At 55.5% G+C, this 16,810-nt stretch carries 14 protein-coding genes; 6 read left to right on the plus strand and 8 right to left on the minus strand.

Annotated features, from left to right (window positions below; translation table 11 throughout):
* Nucleotides 1-95: 95 nt before the first annotated feature.
* Nucleotides 96-1,685, plus strand: a complete 1,590-nt coding sequence (locus H6G13_RS06655; protein WP_190482365.1) for an Hsp70 family protein — start codon at nucleotides 96-98, stop codon at nucleotides 1,683-1,685.
* Here H6G13_RS06655 and H6G13_RS06660 read toward each other — a convergent pair whose 3' ends face one another.
* Complete coding sequence (locus H6G13_RS06660; protein WP_190482366.1) at nucleotides 1,686-2,993, minus strand: MlaD family protein; 1,308 nt, start codon at nucleotides 2,991-2,993, stop codon at nucleotides 1,686-1,688. It abuts the gene before it with no gap.
* 35 nt (nucleotides 2,994-3,028) lie between these two features.
* Nucleotides 3,029-3,859: an ABC transporter ATP-binding protein gene (locus H6G13_RS06665; protein ID WP_190482367.1), complete on the minus strand. Its 831-nt coding sequence runs from the start codon at nucleotides 3,857-3,859 to the stop codon at nucleotides 3,029-3,031.
* Between the two features lie 322 nt (nucleotides 3,860-4,181).
* Between H6G13_RS06665 and H6G13_RS06670 the strand changes: the two genes are divergently transcribed.
* Entirely contained in the window at nucleotides 4,182-5,465 is a 1,284-nt protein-coding gene (locus tag H6G13_RS06670) for a gluconeogenesis factor YvcK family protein (protein ID WP_242028217.1), read from the plus strand.
* Between the two features lie 11 nt (nucleotides 5,466-5,476).
* Here H6G13_RS06670 and H6G13_RS06675 read toward each other — a convergent pair whose 3' ends face one another.
* From H6G13_RS06675 to H6G13_RS06690, 4 genes are all read right to left on the minus strand, one after another.
* Nucleotides 5,477-5,731, minus strand: coding sequence for a hypothetical protein (locus H6G13_RS06675; protein WP_190482369.1), 255 nt, complete (start codon nucleotides 5,729-5,731; stop codon nucleotides 5,477-5,479).
* Between the two features lie 187 nt (nucleotides 5,732-5,918).
* Nucleotides 5,919-6,113 (minus strand): hypothetical protein, encoded by a 195-nt coding sequence (locus H6G13_RS06680; protein ID WP_190482370.1) that lies wholly within the window; start codon nucleotides 6,111-6,113, stop codon nucleotides 5,919-5,921.
* Between the two features lie 827 nt (nucleotides 6,114-6,940).
* Nucleotides 6,941-7,363: a tetratricopeptide repeat protein gene (locus H6G13_RS06685; RefSeq protein WP_190482371.1), complete on the minus strand. Its 423-nt coding sequence runs from the start codon at nucleotides 7,361-7,363 to the stop codon at nucleotides 6,941-6,943.
* 157 nt (nucleotides 7,364-7,520) lie between these two features.
* The gene (locus H6G13_RS06690) at nucleotides 7,521-7,877 is read right to left on the minus strand and encodes an iron-sulfur cluster assembly accessory protein (protein ID WP_190482372.1); all 357 of its coding nucleotides are present in this window, start codon (nucleotides 7,875-7,877) and stop codon (nucleotides 7,521-7,523) included.
* 413 nt (nucleotides 7,878-8,290) lie between these two features.
* On the opposite strand from H6G13_RS06690, the gene H6G13_RS06695 reads away from it, so the two are divergent.
* The 4 genes from H6G13_RS06695 (at nucleotide 8,291) to H6G13_RS06710 (ending at nucleotide 14,506) form a co-directional block, all read left to right on the plus strand.
* Nucleotides 8,291-9,961: a hypothetical protein gene (locus tag H6G13_RS06695; protein ID WP_190482373.1), complete on the plus strand. Its 1,671-nt coding sequence runs from the start codon at nucleotides 8,291-8,293 to the stop codon at nucleotides 9,959-9,961.
* Between the two features lie 73 nt (nucleotides 9,962-10,034).
* On the plus strand, nucleotides 10,035-11,474 hold the full coding sequence (zds, locus tag H6G13_RS06700) for a 9,9'-di-cis-zeta-carotene desaturase (RefSeq protein WP_190482374.1): 1,440 nt from the start codon (nucleotides 10,035-10,037) through the stop codon (nucleotides 11,472-11,474).
* Nucleotides 11,467-11,913: an SRPBCC family protein gene (locus tag H6G13_RS06705; RefSeq protein WP_190482375.1), complete on the plus strand. Its 447-nt coding sequence runs from the start codon at nucleotides 11,467-11,469 to the stop codon at nucleotides 11,911-11,913. The genes zds and H6G13_RS06705 overlap by 8 nt, the downstream gene beginning before the upstream one ends.
* A gap of 4 nt (nucleotides 11,914-11,917) precedes the next feature.
* On the plus strand, nucleotides 11,918-14,506 hold the full coding sequence (locus tag H6G13_RS06710; protein ID WP_190482376.1) for a DNA methyltransferase: 2,589 nt from the start codon (nucleotides 11,918-11,920) through the stop codon (nucleotides 14,504-14,506).
* Here H6G13_RS06710 and coaE read toward each other — a convergent pair.
* Nucleotides 14,447-15,043, minus strand: coding sequence for a dephospho-CoA kinase (coaE, locus tag H6G13_RS06715; protein ID WP_190482377.1), 597 nt, complete (start codon nucleotides 15,041-15,043; stop codon nucleotides 14,447-14,449). The genes H6G13_RS06710 and coaE overlap by 60 nt on opposite strands.
* Nucleotides 15,016-16,602 carry a uroporphyrinogen-III C-methyltransferase gene (gene cobA / locus H6G13_RS06720; protein ID WP_190482378.1) on the minus strand — a complete coding sequence of 529 codons (1,587 nt, stop codon included), beginning with the start codon at nucleotides 16,600-16,602 and terminating at the stop codon, nucleotides 15,016-15,018. The genes coaE and cobA overlap by 28 nt, the downstream gene beginning before the upstream one ends.
* Nucleotides 16,603-16,810: the final 208 nt, after the last annotated feature.

Below are 16,810 nucleotides of genomic sequence, written 5' to 3' on the forward strand. Positions count from 1 at the left end.
GTTCCCTTTAATGACTTAATAGAACTCACCCGTCAAAGGCTGTCTCTCTTGAGTAGAAGTCTCTGGCGCTGACTGTTTGGGCTTTTCCCTAAGTTATGACCCTCGCAATTGACTTTGGCACCAGCAACACCGTTGTAGCCCGCTGGAATGCCGCTACCCAATCTGCCGAAACGCTCACCCTGCCTGGCCTGAGCTACAGCCTCAGCGACAATCCCCCTCTAATTCCCAGCCTAGTCTATATCGAGCAGGCCAGCACCGGAGCCGTACTGGCCGGTCAGACGGTGCGCGATCGTGGCCTCGACGTGGTCAGCGACCCCCGCTTTTTCCGCAACTTCAAGCGCGGCATCGGGATTCCTTGGCAGGGGTTTTTGCCTGAAATCGAGGGGCAGAGCGTGTCCTTTGAACAGGTGGGGCACTGGTTTTTGACCCGCGTGCTGAGTGAGCTCAAGACAACTGCAGGCGATCTAGACGCCCTCACCTTCACGGTGCCCGTCGACAGCTTCGAAGCTTATCGTCATTGGCTAGGCCAGCTTTGCGACTCGCTCGATATCCAGCAGGTACGAATGCTCGATGAACCCACCGCTGCCGCCCTGGGTTACGGCCTCAGCGGCGGGCAGACCCTGCTAGTGGTAGACTTTGGCGGCGGCACCCTGGATCTATCTCTGGTGCGCCTAGAGCTGCCTGCGAACCGCAAACCTCTGGGGTTTGTGCTCAAGTGGGGCAACCGCTCCCTGGCCGATAGCTCGTCCCAGAAGGTGCAAACCGCCCGCGTATTTGCCAAGTCCGGAGAGAATCTGGGCGGTGCCGACATCGACAACTGGCTGGCCGACCACTTCGCGGCCCAAGGGCTGTCCCTCTCGCCGCTGACGCTGCGGCTGGCCGAACGGGTCAAAATTGCGCTTTCTAGCCAGCCGCAGGCCAGCGAAGTTTACTTCAATGATGAAACGCTAGAGACCTTCGAACTCAGCCTTAATCGGGAACAGTTCAACGCCATTTTGCAAGAAAACCAGTTCTTTGAGCGTCTAGATAATCGCCTGACTCAAGTGCTTCAGCAGGCCCACCGTCAGGGTATCGAAACCAGCGATATTGATGCGGTATTGCTGGTGGGAGGAACCGCCCAAATTCCGGCAGTGCAAAGCTGGATTGGAGAGTATTTTCCAGCAGACAAGATCCGGTGCGATCGCCCCTTTGAGGCCATTGCCCAGGGAGCGCTTCAGCTTCAGCAGGGGGTGGCTCTAAAAGACTTTCTCTACCACAGCTACGGCATTCGTTACTGGGATCGCCGCAACAAACGCCACGGCTGGCACCCCATCGTCAAGCAAGGGCAGCCCTACCCCATGGCAGAGCCGGTAGAACTCACCCTAGGAGCCTCGGTAGAAAAACAGCCCAGCATTGAGCTGATCTTGGGAGAATTGGGCGATGAGTCGGGTCGCACCGAGGTCTACTTTGAGGGCGACCGTCTAATCACCCGCCAGGTTAGCCAGGGCAGTACCCAGGTGCAGCCCCTCAACGACCGCGACGGAGCCCGCACCATTGCCCAGCTTATGCCGCCGGGAATGCCGGGTAGCGATCGCATTCGAGTGCAGTTTCAGGTCGATAGCGATCGCTTTCTCCGTATCACTGTCGAGGACATTTTGACCGGAGACGTGGTGTTGACCAATCAGCCGGTGGTGCAGCTGCGCTAATCAAGGTTGACTGGGCTGCTGCGCCTGAGCGGGCGCAGCCGACTTAACTGCGATCCCTGGCTGGGCAAACTCTAGACGATAATACTGGCCATTGCCTGCCATCAGCAGCGGTCCTGACACAGTCGCTGCTTGAGATGCGCTCATGTCGGGTAGGGCTGTTAGCGTCAGGGTTGCTGTCTCGTGTCCTGCTACCGGGGCCAGCATCTGAGCTAGCTGTACCTGCTGCTCCAGCGTGCCTGTAGACGACACCAGATTGCTGAGGCCATTGACCAAGTCGCGCAGGTTATTCCGAAAGGCCGGATCTCCCGTCAGCTCATCCACATCGGCCAGCACTTTTTGTGCATTCTGAAAAACATTACGGGCTGAGTCAAGCGTCTGCTGCAGCACCGCCAGGTTTTCGCGGGTACTAACCGCTCCTGTGAGGTCGCGCAAACTATTTGTAGCCAGCAGCGCATTGGCCGAGAGCGCATCTAGGTTAGCAATGAACTGACTGTCTCGAACTGCCGGTTCCAGGCTGTTCATGATTGTCAGCAGCTGCTGACTGCTGACGTTGAGGTTGGTCAAGGTGCTACTGAGATTGGCCTGGTTGGCAAGCACCAGGCGATTCACTTCGGCCCCTGTCAGCTCAAACTGGCCTGCCGCGCTGCTCACGCTGTCTGCGGCCCGACGGGCTGAGGCTGATAGTGGCTGCACCTCAGCCCGCACCGACTGTGACAATCCCGTCAGCTCATCCGCTACAACTCCTGCCTTGGCTGCCGCTACTGAGGCATTGGTCAAAGTTGATCTGAGCTCAGCAACCAGCAGCGGGTCGGAATAGGTACTGGCCAGTCTTTCCGCTGAGCGCAGCAGCGATTCATAGCTCGCGCCTACCAGGCCTGGCAGCACATCGCCATCGCACACAATCAGCTGCGAATTACAGTCCTCACCGTAGGGGGTCAAAGCCAAACTGGTTTCAGGAAGAATTTCTAGAGGCGTGATGTCAATCGTAGTGTCGCCAATCAGGCCCGATTGGTTGGCATAAGCCTCTACGGCTTTCGGAATTCTTAGGTTAGTGGCGGTAATTTCAGTTAGCACCGTCACTTCATTAGCCCCTGGACTGATGGCCAGCACGCGCCCCACAGGAACTCCCCGATAGCGCACTACCGTCCCCGCCTGCATGCCTAGAGTGTTTTCAAACACAAAGCCCACTTGATAAGTGCGTCTTCCTGGACTGATACCCCGCAGCCACAAAACCAGCGCACCAAACAGCCCTACACTGATCAAAATTAATAGTCCAACCGAACCCTCACGAATTGCCCGTGCTCGCATTTCCTCTTCCTAACGCTTGCGCGTGAATCTCCCCGCTAATGTACCAGCTGGATAGGGCCTTCTACCCGACCGCTAAAAAACTGACGCATGAACGGGTTATCTGTTTTATCAACGTCTTCTACCGAACCGCTCCAGCGGATTCTCCCCTGGTGCAAGAATATCACCCGATTCGCTGTTCTCCGTATTGTGCTGTCTTGATGGGTAACAATCAGGTAGGAGCTACAGCCGTTTCCCCTCTGAATGCTCCGAATTAGGTCTTCAATCACCGTTGAGGCTATCGGATCTAGTCCCGCAGTTGGCTCATCGTAGAGCAGCAGGGCAGGCCGATCCGTAGGGTTTTCTGGGTTAGACACAATGGCGCGGGCAAAACTCACCCGCTTACGCATTCCTCCCGACAGTTCTGCTGGAAAGCGGCTGCCAATTCCTGGCAACCCCACCATGTCTAAAACTTCATCCACAATCCGCCTGATCTCTCTAGCAGGAAGATCAGAGTGCTGATACAGCAGAAAACCGACGTTTTCCTCCACCGTGAGGGAATCAAACAGAGCGGCCTGCTGAAAGACCATACCAATGCCCAAAGGGTCGGGAGAATCTTCAATCAGACCGAGCCGCCGCTTGCCCTGAACGAAGATATCGCCTGATCCGGGCGCTTCAAGGCCTGCGATAATGCGCAAGATGGTCGATTTACCTGTGCCAGAAGGACCAATAATCGCGATGGCTTCGCCGGGATAAACCGTGAGGTCAACGCCGTCTAGGACCTTGTTATTCCCAAACTGCTTGGTAATGCCGCGCAGCTCTAGCAGCGGAGCTTCCCCGCCACAATCTCCGGTGTCAGAGTTCCGTTGGTTCGTCAGTTGATCCACCATAGGTCAGGTTTTAGCCGCTACCCTTTATTGTTTGGTTAAAACTTCACACCCCATTGAAGCTGTGGAAAAGTCCCCCTAGAGTTTACCCACCCTTTCCTTAGAGTCTGCCAAACGATAGATAAAATCAAAGGCATCTATAGAACGTCACAGAAGTTACACTAATCCATCGAAGCGTCTGTCTTAGGGACGCTACTATCTTGCCGCGTTTTTACTGCCCTATGCAATGTTGCTTAAGCCGCTCAACGCTGTGATTATTAAGTTCTTCCGTCAATTAGACCGAGACCGGAGCTGGTTAGCGTCGTCGCGCCGCATTAACCGTTGGATGGGCTGGTTAGCGCCCGGTCTGCTCGTGAAACGGTGGCTGTTTCTCAGTGTCGCTGGCGTTTTGTTGGTGGGCTTTGGGATGTTGGTCTGGCTGAAGCTAACCCCGGTGTTTTACACGGGGCAGCTAGTGGGCTCAGTGCTGCGGCTGATCACGAGGTTCTTTCCCAGCTATATCAGTGGGCCTCTAGCAATCTTGACTGGGGTGTTAATTATTCTTTGGGGTCAAACTCGCACCCTGGGGGTGATCACCGATGTGCTGATGCCGGGGCAGGAGGAGGAACTGCTCGATGTGCTGTTGAACCAGCGACGGCTCTCTAGAGGCCCCAAAATTGTGGTGTTGGGGGGCGGCACTGGGCTCTCTAATCTGCTGCGGGGCCTAAAGCAGTTTAGCTCTAACATTACGGCCATTGTCACTGTAGCCGATGACGGGGGCTCGTCGGGGCGGCTGCGGCGCGAGATTGGGGTCTTGCCACCGGGGGATATCCGCAACTGTTTAGCGGCTCTAGCCGATGAGGAGAAACTGCTGACGGAGCTGTTTCAGTACCGTTTTAAGGCCGGGAGTGGTCTGGTGGGCCACAGCTTTGGCAATCTGTTTCTAACGGCCATGAATGAAATTACGGGCAACCTGGAGCAGGCCGTGGAGGCCAGCTCTAAAGTGCTGGCGGTGCGGGGGCAGGTGCTCCCCGCAACGCTCACTGATGTCCAGCTCTGGGCAGAACTGAGCGACGGTCGCAGGATTGTTGGGGAGTCCAAAATCGCCGAAGCCCGAGGCCGGATTGTCACTATCGGCTGTTTGCCAGCCAACCCACCGGCGCTGCCCAACGCTGTCAAGGCAATTGAAGAAGCAGACTACATCGTGATTGGCCCTGGCAGCCTGTATACCAGCATTATTCCAAACCTGCTGGTGCCTGAGATAGTCGAAGCGATCGCAAGCCGCCAGGTGCCCCGCATCTATGTTTGCAACATCATGACTGAGCCGGGAGAGACCGACGGATATAAGGTTTCTGACCACATTCGGGCCATCGATCGAGCTTGTGGCCGCTACCTATTTGATGCGGTGCTGGTGCAGCGAGAACCGGCCTCAGTCTCAGCTCAAGAGCGCTACGCCCGTGAAGGCGCTATTCCGGTGGAGCTAGACCGAGAAGCCATTGTTGAGTCGGGCCGCCGCATTATTGCTGCCAACGTCATGCTGGAAAGCGAGATCCACACGGTCCGCCACGACCCCCACCGACTGGCGCGAGTGCTGCTGCGCTGGTATAGCCGCACCCAGCGGCTGTGGTAAGGCCAACAGGCTTAAACTCCAGCATCTTTGGCGCTGAGCTTTTTGGTAATCCAGCTCATCACACCACTTGCGATCGCGCCTGCCATCAATACACTAATAGCCGGTAAAATCAGCGGATTCCAGAGGCTGTACCACAGGTCTAGCCCCAAATTGAGGTTCATGCTCTGGCCCAATACTGCTGCCATAAACCAACCAAAGGCAGCCAGTACAACAAATAAATCAGCGACTAAAATCCAGCCAATCCAGCGTGAGATCTGTTCTTTCATACGGTCATCCTCCTTCAACCATTCTTAGCCAACGGGGGACAAAGCGAAATAGCGCTGCCCCGCTGTTTGCAGAATTTTCCTCGTTCACCAAAAAGTATGGCTGTCCGTTTTAGAACAGCCATACTTTAGAAGTTAAATTTTGCCAGGTTAAGTAATCTGAGAATTACTCGCCGGGGAGAGATAAATATCACTCCATTTCATGCCCTTCCCCAATTGGCACCAAAAGATTATCCGGGTCAACGTAGTGACAAACGGCTTCATCGATGCAGATCAGGGCCCATCCGGTCTGCTCAATGCTGACCAATTCGTAGGCGGCATCTTGAACGAAAAAACCCTTATGGTTGCGGGTTTCAGGCTTTACTTCTACAGAACGTCTAACCATGACCATTAACTCCAAGAACAACGACCAGCAAAGGAAAAGAATTTCTTATCTCCGGATTGACCAAATCTTATCATTGGCTTTCTGGGAATTTCATTAAGTTATTTAATTGAATGTTGCAGCGAGCCACCGTTGCATTCTGTAATGAAGCCCCTTTTAAGGGGAGCAAGTATTGAAATTGCGTCCTTGAGCGGGTCAATCGCATTTTCATTCCACAGTCAAGGGAAAGTTTACATTCAAATTTATTTACAGAAAATTCTTGCTCATCTATCGGCTCCATCTCTAGGCATAGGTATAATTGCTAACTACAAAAACTTAGCAGGGATCAACCTTGAAAGAACCACAAACGACGAATAACTAGATGCTTTTGCAGGCTTAAGGATTTCATAGGTAGCTAAAAAGCTTGAAGTAATACTTTTGTTCAGGTTCCTCCTCAAACATCTTCTCTCTACCCTTCGATAGATTTATGAGAGCCTATAGGAAGACTCTTAGTGAGCCTTGTCCCTTAATGTCGGTGTCAGCTATTTTGGCTTTTGAAGAAAACGGCAGTGCTGCTTGAGGCCGTACAAGAGCTACTTCTTTGACCCCTTGCGATCGCACTTCTGCCGCCTTCAAGCCGAAATAAAGACCCAGCCAACCGCCTTATGAGAGGCTCTGTAACGGGTTAATAACGATTCATAGGGGCATGAAGTGAGCTGTTAGTCAGCCCATCTCTAGCTTTAATCGCACAAAAGCCCTGCAAAGCTTAGCTTTGCAGGGCTTCTAATAGGACTGATTTGTATGGCTTTAGAGGCTTCTGGTCGGGGCCATCCTCGGGTTCAAGAGCCGCATTAGGCTCCAAACAGCCAGTTCTGAACACGGATTAGAGAGGGCCATTCGGGCCTGCGGCTAAGGCCATCTTGAATGCTCTGCTGCACCTCTTCCTTTAGTTCAGGCACTGCCATCATGACCTGCCCAGCCACTTCAATGTGCTCGCGCACCCCGGCTTTGCCTGAGTCGAGCATAGCAGTCGCCAGGTTGACCCGCGCCTGCGGATCTTGAGGATTGAGCTTGACCGCCCTTTGAGCCGCCTTGAGAGCAGAGCTGGCCTTGCCCTCTAACAGATATAGCCAGGCCAGACAGGTCCAGGCTGGACTACTCTTAGGTGCGCGATCGCACACTTCCTTAAAGACCGGAATCAGCACCTCAGGGGATTCACCTGCCTTGTAACGCTCAATCCCCGTATCAAACAGGGTCTCAACGGTCTGAGTCATGGTAGGAACGAAAATTCTGTAAGGTCTACAACAGTACAACAGACCCAGACGCAATGGTCCAGGTCTGCTTAGGAGATTATCTTAACGTTAGCCCTGCTGGAGAAAATAGAGAAGGTAGGAGAAAGGAAATGCTCCAACGCACGCTCCCCCAGCTTTCCTAGGCTCCAAACGACTTCCCACAGCCACAAGTCTGGGCCGCGTTGGGATTGGTGAACTGGAAGCCGCCGCCGATGAGGGCGTTGCTGTAGTCAAGCATCATGCCATAGACATAGAGCAGGCTCTTAGGGTCGCACACCACTCTAAAGCCATCGTAGTCGTAGACTTCATCCTGCTCAGTAATATTGCTGGCGTCTTCAAAGTCCATTGTGTAAGACATGCCGGAGCAGCCCCCCTGACGCACACCTACCCGCAGACAAAGCGCCTGGTCACCCTGCTGGGCTTGCAGTGCCTTGACGTGCTGGAGCGCCGCCTCGGTCATCAAAATGCCTTTTTGTTGTTCAGCTGTCTGTGTCATGAGAACCTACATGCCCTTCAAAAACTTCATCCACAGGTGCAACGGCTGCTGAATTACAAAATCCTTCAATCCCCTGGTATTTTGGGCAGCTTGCCACCAACATCATTGAATACGGTATTCCCAGTTTAGCTCACCCCTTAGAGCGTCGTTCTATCCCAAGAGCTAGGGAGATCCCTAGAACCATTAAATTGCCCTATGTCCTGGCTAAACCCTTCCCTAGGAGGCCATCTCACCTTGCTCCATCTGTCCCCCAGAAGTGTCATGCTTTAAATCCTACTTCTCTAAAAATCGTGCTCTGCGCTTGACATCTAGGCGGCTGCCCCGATTTATCGACCCCTTGTTAGACTGTTCGCGAACTGCTTGCCAAAATCCGCCATTCTCTGTTTCTGAACGTTAAGAGATCGTCGCTGCCCATGAGTACGCTGAGCCGCATCATCCTCCAACGCCTCAAACAAATCCCTAAAATCCCCAGCGTCTGGGAGGCTGACCGACGTGAAATTAGCGACTATGTAGCCGACAGCATAGACGAGGGAAATGATGCCGGATCTAGCCACAGCGACTGCATTATTTGGGTAGACGGCACGCAGGGAACGGTGCGATCGCTCTCTGTTGTGCCCTCTGACAGCGGCCCTGAACCTCTGGTACGGGCCTTTCTGCAGGCTATGGAAAACCCCCAGGGGCCTCAGAGCCCAGCCCGACCCCAAAAAATCGTGGTACGGGACCGACAGATCCAGTTTTACCTGCGGGGCGTACTCCAGGATCTTGATATTGCCGTTGACTACGTGCCCGAACTGCCCCTGATTGATGAGCTGTTTGAGACACTGCAGCAGGGCTCAGAACCCCACGAGGCCGAACTTCCAGAGCGCTACGCCAGCACCCTGGTCGAAAAAGCCTTTGATATGTGGGAGGCCGCCCCCTGGAACATTCTCAACGAGCAGCAGATTTTAGCCGTTGAACTCAATACCTGGGACATTGACACCCTTTACGTATCGGTCCTCGGCATGGCGGGGGTAGAATACGGCCTGCTGATGTACCGCTCTCTGGAGTCACTGAAACAGTTTCGGCAGCGCGTCTTGGTGGGGGACCAGTCGCCCAAGCAAATGCAGGAGGCTTTTCTTGAGCAAGATTGCCTTTACCTCAACTTTGAGCTGATTGAAGGCCCAACTAGACCGCGCAACCCCCTGCCCGGTCTAGACTGGCTGCAAGATTCACCCGAGGCCATCAACCCAGAGTTTGGCAGCCTGCATCCTTTGGAAGGACTGCGAACCACTCTGGTAGAAGAGGAGGGCGCGACGCTAGTGGTGGCCCTAGAAGCCTTGAACCGTTTTTTTGTAAAGCACTATGACAGCTTAGAAGGCCCCCCTTTTCCAGCCCTGCAGGCTCGCTACCGCATTCCTAACCCAGCGGACGACCCTGGCCGCAAAACCATTTCGATAACGGTAAAAACCCTGCCGGAGGTGGCCGATGAGCTGATGGAGCAAACGAGCCAGGCATTTTCTGATCAGGTTGGGCTAGGGTCAGGCTTTCCGGTCTTGCGAGATGATTTTGTGCCGGAAGGGTCGCTGATTCTGCTGATGCAGTTTTCTCTAGAATGGGTCCAGCACTTGCGGCACAGTCCGGTCGTTTACTACCAGGCCCTGATCGAACCCCAGGCTGCTCCAATCGGTCTGCCCGTCGTGCTCATTCAGACAACCCGACCCAAAGCTCAAATCCTGATCCAGGATTTGCAGCAGGCTGGGGGCATTAAGGCGGTTTGCTTTAACCAGGGTCGCGACCTGATCAGCGGGGAGAGCTACGAATTGGGGCTGCTGCAGAGCGGCGACGGCGAGTTTCACCTGTTTGCCGAGTACCAGCCTTCAGAATTGACCGACAAGCGAATTCTCAAGCACTGGCAGCAGTGGCAGCAGGAGCATAACGGAGCCTGCGGCGTGGTGATTGCGGGTGGCGTGACCGGCACCTCTAAGGGCAAGCCTCAGATTAAGGATATATACGCCTTCTTTGAAACCACTGCTCAAACCTCTGAGGCGCTGGGGCTACCGCCGCTGCAGTTGCAGTACGCCCTAGACTGGGAACTAGACCGCTAGGGCAAGAGGTCGTAGCCTCAAACCCCCGCAAAGAATTAATATATGTAAAGCAAATCTAAGGATACGGCGGCGAATGCGAGTTGCGATTGTCGGTGCGGGGCTGGCTGGAATGGTTACCGCCCTAGAGCTGGTAGATGCGGGCCACGAGGTTGAGATTTTTGAGTCTCGTTCTTTTGTTGGCGGCAAGGTCGGCAGTTGGATCGATAAAGACGGCAACCATGTCGAGATGGGGCTGCACGTCTTCTTTGGCTGCTACTACAACCTGTTTGAGGTGATGAAGAAGGTAGGGGCCTTTGATCACCTGCTGCTCAAGGAACACACCCACACCTTTGTCAACCGAGGCGGGCAAACTGGAGCCTTGGACTTTCGCTTTATTACTGGGGCTCCCTTTAACGGGCTGAAGGCTTTTTTTACTACCACCCAACTTACGGTGCAGGACAAGCTGCAAAATGCGATCGCACTTGCCACCAGCCCCATCGTGCGCGGTTTGGTTGACTTTGAAGGGGCAATGAGAAACATTCGATCCCTCGATCACATCAGCTTTGCCGACTGGTTTCGCAAGCAGGGCGGCTCCAACGGCAGCCTCAAGCGCATGTGGAACCCGATCGCCTATGCCCTCGGCTTCATTGACACCGAAAACATCTCAGCTCGCTGCATGCTCACCATCTTCCAGTTTTTTGCCGCTCGCACCGAGGCTTCGGTGCTGCGAATGCTGGAAGGTTCACCCGATACTTACCTGCACCAGCCCATTGTTAACTACCTGACCGAGCGGGGGGCTCAGATTCATACCCGCAGGGGCGTACGGCAGGTTTTATTTGAGGGCGAAGGCGATCAGATCCAAGTGACGGGCTTGGTGATTGCCAACGGAGAGAGCGAAGAAACTATCACTGCCGATGCCTACGTCTGTGCCTGCGACGTCCCCGGCATTAAGCGGCTGATTCCCGATGACTGGCGCAAGTGGCCCCAGTTCGACAATATCTTCAAGCTAGAGGCGGTGCCTGTTGCCACGGTGCAGCTCCGCTTTGACGGCTGGGTCACGGAACTAAACGACTCCGAGGCCCGTCAACAGCTGCAGAGAGCGGTGGGTTTAGATAATTTGCTCTATACCCCCGATGCCGACTTCTCCTGCTTTGCCGACCTGGCTCTAACTAGCCCTAGCGACTACTACCGCGAAGGTCAGGGTTCGCTGATGCAGCTGGTGCTGACTCCCGGCGATCCCTTCATTAAGCAGAGCAATGAAGAAATTGTTCAGCATGTTCTCAAGCAGGTGCATGACCTGTTCCCCTCCTCGCGGGAGCTAAATCTAACCTGGTCTGGTGTAGTCAAGCTGGCCCAGTCCCTCTATCGAGAAGCCCCAGGTGTGGAGCCCTACCGCCCTGATCAGGCGACCCCTATCTCTAACTTTTTCCTAGCGGGCAGCTACACCCAGCAGGACTACATCGATAGTATGGAAGGGGCAACACTTTCTGGCCGTCGGGCTGCCCAGGCAATTTTGGAACACCCCCATGAGTGATTGGCTCGATCACAGTGTATTGGTTGATGTGGATGTCCCGGTGGAGATGGCTTGGGGGCTTTGGTCTGATCTAGAGCAAATGCCCCGCTGGATGAAGTGGATTGACTCGGTCACTGTCTTGCCAGAAAACCCCGAGCTGTCTCGCTGGAAGCTGGCCACACGAGGGCTTGAGTTTACCTGGCTGTCTCGCATTACAAACCTGGTGCCAGAGCAGATTATTCAGTGGGAGTCGGTCGATGGGCTGCCCAACCGAGGCGCTATCCGGTTTTACGACCGCAAAGGCAGCACCACCGTTAAGCTAACGGTCTCTTACGATGTGCCTGCCATTGTCAAGTGGATGGACAATCTCTTTTTGGGCAGGGTAGTGGAGGGAGAGCTACAGGCTGACCTAAACCGCTTTAGGACATACGCCCTGGCTGTAAAGCAGCAGTCTTCCTAGCCCTATGAATACGCTGACTCAACAGGTTCAGTCTCGACTGGAGCGGTTTGAGTTTACGGCCCTGTTTAGGGAGGTATTGGGCTGGGCTGCTGTTGGGGTGAGTCCGGCTCTGTTAGCTACAGAATCTAAAGATGGTGTGCTCTCTGGCTTGAGCTGGCGGGCCATTGCCCAGCGATCGCACTACACGGTCGTTGAAGTTTCCCTAAACAGGCCCTGGGATTTAGACCCCGATCTGCGGCAGCAAGTCTATTGGGCCATTGCGGCAGAAGTTTCTCACCTGCTGCTGATCTTTTTGGAGGCATCTGGCCAGCGCAGTCTTTGGATGTGGCCAGGATCGGCTGAACCCGCGGAGTATTTGCATAGTCAGATCTACATTCGCGGTCAGGTGGATAAGGGCTGGGCGAGTCGGCTGGCCCGCCTGCACCCGCAAATCTCAGAGGATCCGGAGCAACTACACAGCCACCTGCTGACGGCCTTGAGTGATGGCAGCGAGCAGTTTGGGGATGTGCAGGCTCACTTTCAGGCATTTCAGGCCAGCCTAGAGCAGATCTATAGCGGCATTACCGGGATTGGCCGGATTTGCGATCGCAAGCACTATGCCCTGGTTGTGCTCTGTCGCCTTTTAGCCTTAGCGCAGCAGCAGCGCCAGGGCTGGCTTGACCAGGGAGATGAGTGGTACCTACACAATCGGTTTGGCCAGAGCCAGCAGCGAGGAGCCAACCAGTTTTTCAGCGAGTTTTTGCAGCCTCTCTGGTTTCAAGGGTTCATTCTGCCGTCTCAAGAGCGTCCTCTGCTGGTGCAGGAGCTGGGGGAAGTGCCCTTTTTGCCCACCGGGCCATTTCAGCCCCATCCACTAGAGCAACAGTATGACCAAATTCAGATTGCCGATGTTGCCTTTGAAGCTGCGCTGACCTGGTTGGGCGATCTGGCAGAATCCGCCGCGCCCGACCAAATTTTGGATCTGCTCGGCCCCCTCTTTGAGCGATTTGTAAATCAGCCGGGCGATCTGCCCCTGATTACGCCCGAGCCGATGCTGAGGGCGCTGTGCGATCGCACCCTAGAGCGCTGCCTGCTGCAGCAGAGCCAGCCTTTTGCAGCCATCCCCCCACCGTCTTTAGACGATCTGCTGATGGCAATGGCCGCCCCGAATGCGCGGGTTCTCCTAGAGCAGATGCCCAGCCTGACAATTTTAGATCCAGCCTGTGGTTCGGGTCGCTACCTGGCAAGGGCACTGCAGTTTTTAACCCAGACAGGGGCAGCACTGGCCGCCATTCTAAAAACGACTTCTGGCATTAGCCTGCCTGATTGGCTGAAGTTGGAGCCGGAATCTTCTCTGACCCTGGCCCTACAGCGACGGCTCCTAAATCGGTCGTTTTTGGGCGTTGAGCTGTCGGCTCAGGCGCTAGAGCTGGCCCGTCTGCAGATTTTTCTGCAGCTGGTGCAACAGGTCAAGCAAGTGCAGGAGCTGCAGGGCCTACCGGATTTGGCTCTCACCGTTTTGCAGGGCAATTCTCTAATTGGCCTTATCAAAGTAGACTCCGAGCGGTTTGACCAAGTGGAGGACAAAGCCGCAGCCGAGCAGCCAGAAACGGAAGCCGACCTGGCCCTCCAAGGCAACCTGCTGCAGCCCCTACTGGCGGAAAACTACCGCAGCACCTTAGCCGAGCGGCAGATCTGGCTGGAGCACTACCGAGATCAGACCCACCTGCTCTCGGAGGTAAACGGCATTCCCGGCTATGTGCAGGCAGAGTTTCTGCGCGACCGCCTGCTAGAACTTAACCGCACTGTCCAAGACGAGCTCAACCAGCTGCTGCTGAGCGAGTTTAGTCAGCAGCTCGGCATTCGCTACCGGCAGAGTGATAGTCAGGGTCGGCAGCAGCGGCGGCTATTGACACTGGCCGATATAGAAGCGCTGCAGCCTTTTCACTGGGGCTTTCATGTCCATCAGCTGCTGGAGCAAGGCGGCTTTGACATAGTGCTGTGCCACCCGCCGTGGAGTGGGGTGCAGAGCACAGCGGAAGGCTTTTTTACGGCTTTTCAAGATCTCTTTGAGCGCAAGGGCATCCCACTAGAAGCCTTTCGCCACCATCGCAAAGAGCTCCTCAGCATCGATGCGGCTCTAGCTACCGCCTGGCGAGACTACTGCGGGCAGTTTACCCTTCTCAGCGACTATTTTCGTCGAGCTGAGCCATTTCGCAACGCTGCCCAACCCCCCCCTAACCATTCCCAAATGCGGCTCAGTCAGGCCAGACTGCTGCTAGAGCGCAGCCAGCAGCTCCTGCGCCCTGGAGGGATTGGGGCGTTTTTGCTGCCGCCTGACCTGTGGCACCACGACAACGCCGTCCGGCTACGGCACTGGCTGAGGGAAGAAAACCAAGTTTTGAGTGTGATTGAAGTTTCCAATCAGCAGGGAGCTTTGGGAGATTTGCCAGCCCGCACAGCAGTCAGCTTACTTTGGCTAGAGAAAGGCAGCCCTACCCCAGAAAATGCCGCGCTTTACGAGCAGCCTGCCCCCTCTCCAACTGCCGCCGCGCTATGGAGCCTGCTGCAAAGCCCAATCCACCTGCTGGAAGAGAGCGTTGAGGTCGGCTGAGTTGTCTAGCACCACATCAGCCTGAGCTATCTTCTCGGCTAGCGGCATTTGGCTACGGATACGGGCCTGGGCCTGGTCAGCGGTGAGCCGATTGCGCGCCATTAATCGCTGCTGCTGCTGAGTTTCGCTGCAAGCAACCACCCAAATCTCGCTTACCTGATCAGTCAAGTTAGCTTCAAACAGCAGGGGAATGGACTGCACCACAATGGGCAACTCTGTCAGCGCTGCCATTGCCTCGGTAAACTGCTGTCGCACAAAGGGGTGGATCTGCTGCTCTAGCCAGCGCTTTTCTGCCGTGTCGTTGAAAACAATCTCCCCCAGGCGCGCCCGGTTCAAACTGCCCTCAGGCTGCAGAATGGTCGGGCCATAGCGATGTGCGATCGCACCCAAAATTGGCGACCCTAGTTCTACCGCCTGCCGAGCATAGTGGTCGGCATCGAGCACCGGAATTGAGTGCTGCGACTGCAAATACTGAGATACCGTAGATTTGCCGGTGGCAATGCCGCCGGTCAGACCGATGATCCGCTGCCTGCCCATGTGCTGATCGCCTCAGTCAGGCCGTCTAGGGTATACTCTGCCGCTTCGATGTCTACCCGTCCTAGCAATTCCTGACAGGTGATTGAAGTTTGTGGCCCAATCGAGGCAATGGCAACCTCTGCCAGGAAGCTCAGCCAATCGGGGCCTAACCCCTGCTCTACTAGGGCGCTAAAGTGCCGCACCGTCTTAGAGCTGGCAAAGGTGACCACGTCTACCGAACCAGACTGTAGCGCGGCGATGGCTTGCGGATCCAGTTCGCGGGGGCAGCCCGACTCATAGGCTGCTACTGCCACCACCTGTGCCCCCGCAGCCGTGAGTTCTTCGATCAGCACTTCCCGGCTGCCGCTCTCGACGCGGGGAAAAAGCACTTTCAGCCCGTCTACCGGCTCCGGAAAATGCTCCACCAGCGCATCGGCCACAAAGTCTGGGGGCACAAAGTCCGGCGCTAGCCCCCACTGCCCCAATACCGCTGCCGTTTTTTTGCCCACCACAGCAATTTTGATCCCGGCGAGCGATCGCACATCCTTTCCAGCCGCCAGCAGTCGCTCTAGAAAATAGTTCACCCCGTTAGCCGAAGTTAGGATCAGCCAGTTAAAGCGGGAGAGATGTGCGATCGCATCATCCAACTCTGCCCAACTAGAAGGGGGGCAAATCTCCAGGGCAGGCATCTCCACCACCTGGGCTCCTTGAGCCTGCAGCAGCTTGGTGAACTGGCTCGACTGCCCGAGTGAGCGCGTGACCAAGATGGTTTTGCCAGTTAAAGGCATTGCTGGGGCTGCAGCCGGGGGAACGGTATTAGCGAGGCTTCCCAGTTCAGACATGGTTAATGCTGGCCGCTCACTTCCCATTAAATACGGACGCAATCCTACCACTTCTCCAATCACAATCACGCAGGGCGATAGCTTTTCCCCTTTCGTCACCTGGTCAATATTGAGCAGCGTGCCCTGCCAAACCTGCTGCTGAGGCTGACCAGCCCAACGAATCACCGCTACTGGAGTTTCGGGCCGCTTGCCGCTAGCGCGCAGTCGAGCTGCGATCGCACCTAAATTACGCGCCCCCATCAGCACAACCACCGTCTGTATCTGAGCTAAGGCCCGCCAGTCCAGCAAATCCATATCGTGAGCTGTGACTACCGAAAATCCGTGCCCCCACACCGAATCGGTCAGCGGAATTCCAGCTAACAGCGGCGCAGCCAGCGCCGAGGAAAGGCCCGGTACCACTTCAAAGGCACACCCCGCCCCCTTGAGCGCCTGAATCTCTGAAGTCGTGCGTCCAAAGATAAAAGGGTCGCCACTTTTCAGCCGCACCACCTGCCGCCCCTGCTGGCACAGATCCACCAGCAGCCGATCGATCTCAGTCTGCGGTGGGCTGGGTTGGCCGCCCCGTTTGCCTACATCAAACTGCTCACACGTTGGCGGCAGCAGCGCCAACCAGTCGCTATTCACTAGCGCATCGTGCACCAGCGCCTCGGCTTGCCCCAGCACTTGATACCCCCTCAAGGTGAGATAGGCCAGATCCCCTGGCCCTGCTCCTACCAGATACACCTTACCTGTGGTCACACTGCTTTCCTGGGATGTGTCTTTTTTATGATGCCTGAGAATGGGGGGTGGGGGAGATGGGGATGGTGGGGGAGATGGGGAGGGTGGGGAAGGTGGGGAGCAAATGCGGTAGGGGCAGGTCTAGGCAGAGACGTTTACTTCTCTTCCCCAATTTCTCAAGACTTGCTTGACGTGTGGCTACGCCTAACTTCCTGCTCTCTGTCTGGAA

Source organism: Pseudanabaena sp. FACHB-2040 (assembly GCF_014696715.1).
In the GTDB taxonomy this organism is placed as follows: domain Bacteria; phylum Cyanobacteriota; class Cyanobacteriia; order Phormidesmidales; family Phormidesmidaceae; genus JACVSF01.

Excerpts from the sequence above, each read along its gene's own strand:
- H6G13_RS06710 (WP_190482376.1), top strand. The coding sequence starts at position 11,918 with ATGAATACGCTGACTCAACAGGTTCAGTCTCGACTGGAGCGGTTTGAG.
- H6G13_RS06685 (WP_190482371.1), bottom strand. The coding sequence starts at position 7,363 with ATGACTCAGACCGTTGAGACCCTGTTTGATACGGGGATTGAGCGTTAC.
- coaE (WP_190482377.1), bottom strand. The coding sequence starts at position 15,043 with ATGGGCAGGCAGCGGATCATCGGTCTGACCGGCGGCATTGCCACCGGC.
- H6G13_RS06665 (WP_190482367.1), bottom strand. The coding sequence starts at position 3,859 with ATGGTGGATCAACTGACGAACCAACGGAACTCTGACACCGGAGATTGT.
- H6G13_RS06695 (WP_190482373.1), top strand. The coding sequence starts at position 8,291 with ATGAGTACGCTGAGCCGCATCATCCTCCAACGCCTCAAACAAATCCCT.
- H6G13_RS06690 (WP_190482372.1), bottom strand. The coding sequence starts at position 7,877 with ATGACACAGACAGCTGAACAACAAAAAGGCATTTTGATGACCGAGGCG.
- H6G13_RS06705 (WP_190482375.1), top strand. The coding sequence starts at position 11,467 with ATGAGTGATTGGCTCGATCACAGTGTATTGGTTGATGTGGATGTCCCG.
- H6G13_RS06675 (WP_190482369.1), bottom strand. The coding sequence starts at position 5,731 with ATGAAAGAACAGATCTCACGCTGGATTGGCTGGATTTTAGTCGCTGAT.
- H6G13_RS06680 (WP_190482370.1), bottom strand. The coding sequence starts at position 6,113 with ATGGTTAGACGTTCTGTAGAAGTAAAGCCTGAAACCCGCAACCATAAG.
- H6G13_RS06670 (WP_242028217.1), top strand. The coding sequence starts at position 4,182 with ATGGGCTGGTTAGCGCCCGGTCTGCTCGTGAAACGGTGGCTGTTTCTC.
- H6G13_RS06655 (WP_190482365.1), top strand. The coding sequence starts at position 96 with ATGACCCTCGCAATTGACTTTGGCACCAGCAACACCGTTGTAGCCCGC.
- H6G13_RS06660 (WP_190482366.1), bottom strand. The coding sequence starts at position 2,993 with ATGCGAGCACGGGCAATTCGTGAGGGTTCGGTTGGACTATTAATTTTG.
- zds (WP_190482374.1), top strand. The coding sequence starts at position 10,035 with ATGCGAGTTGCGATTGTCGGTGCGGGGCTGGCTGGAATGGTTACCGCC.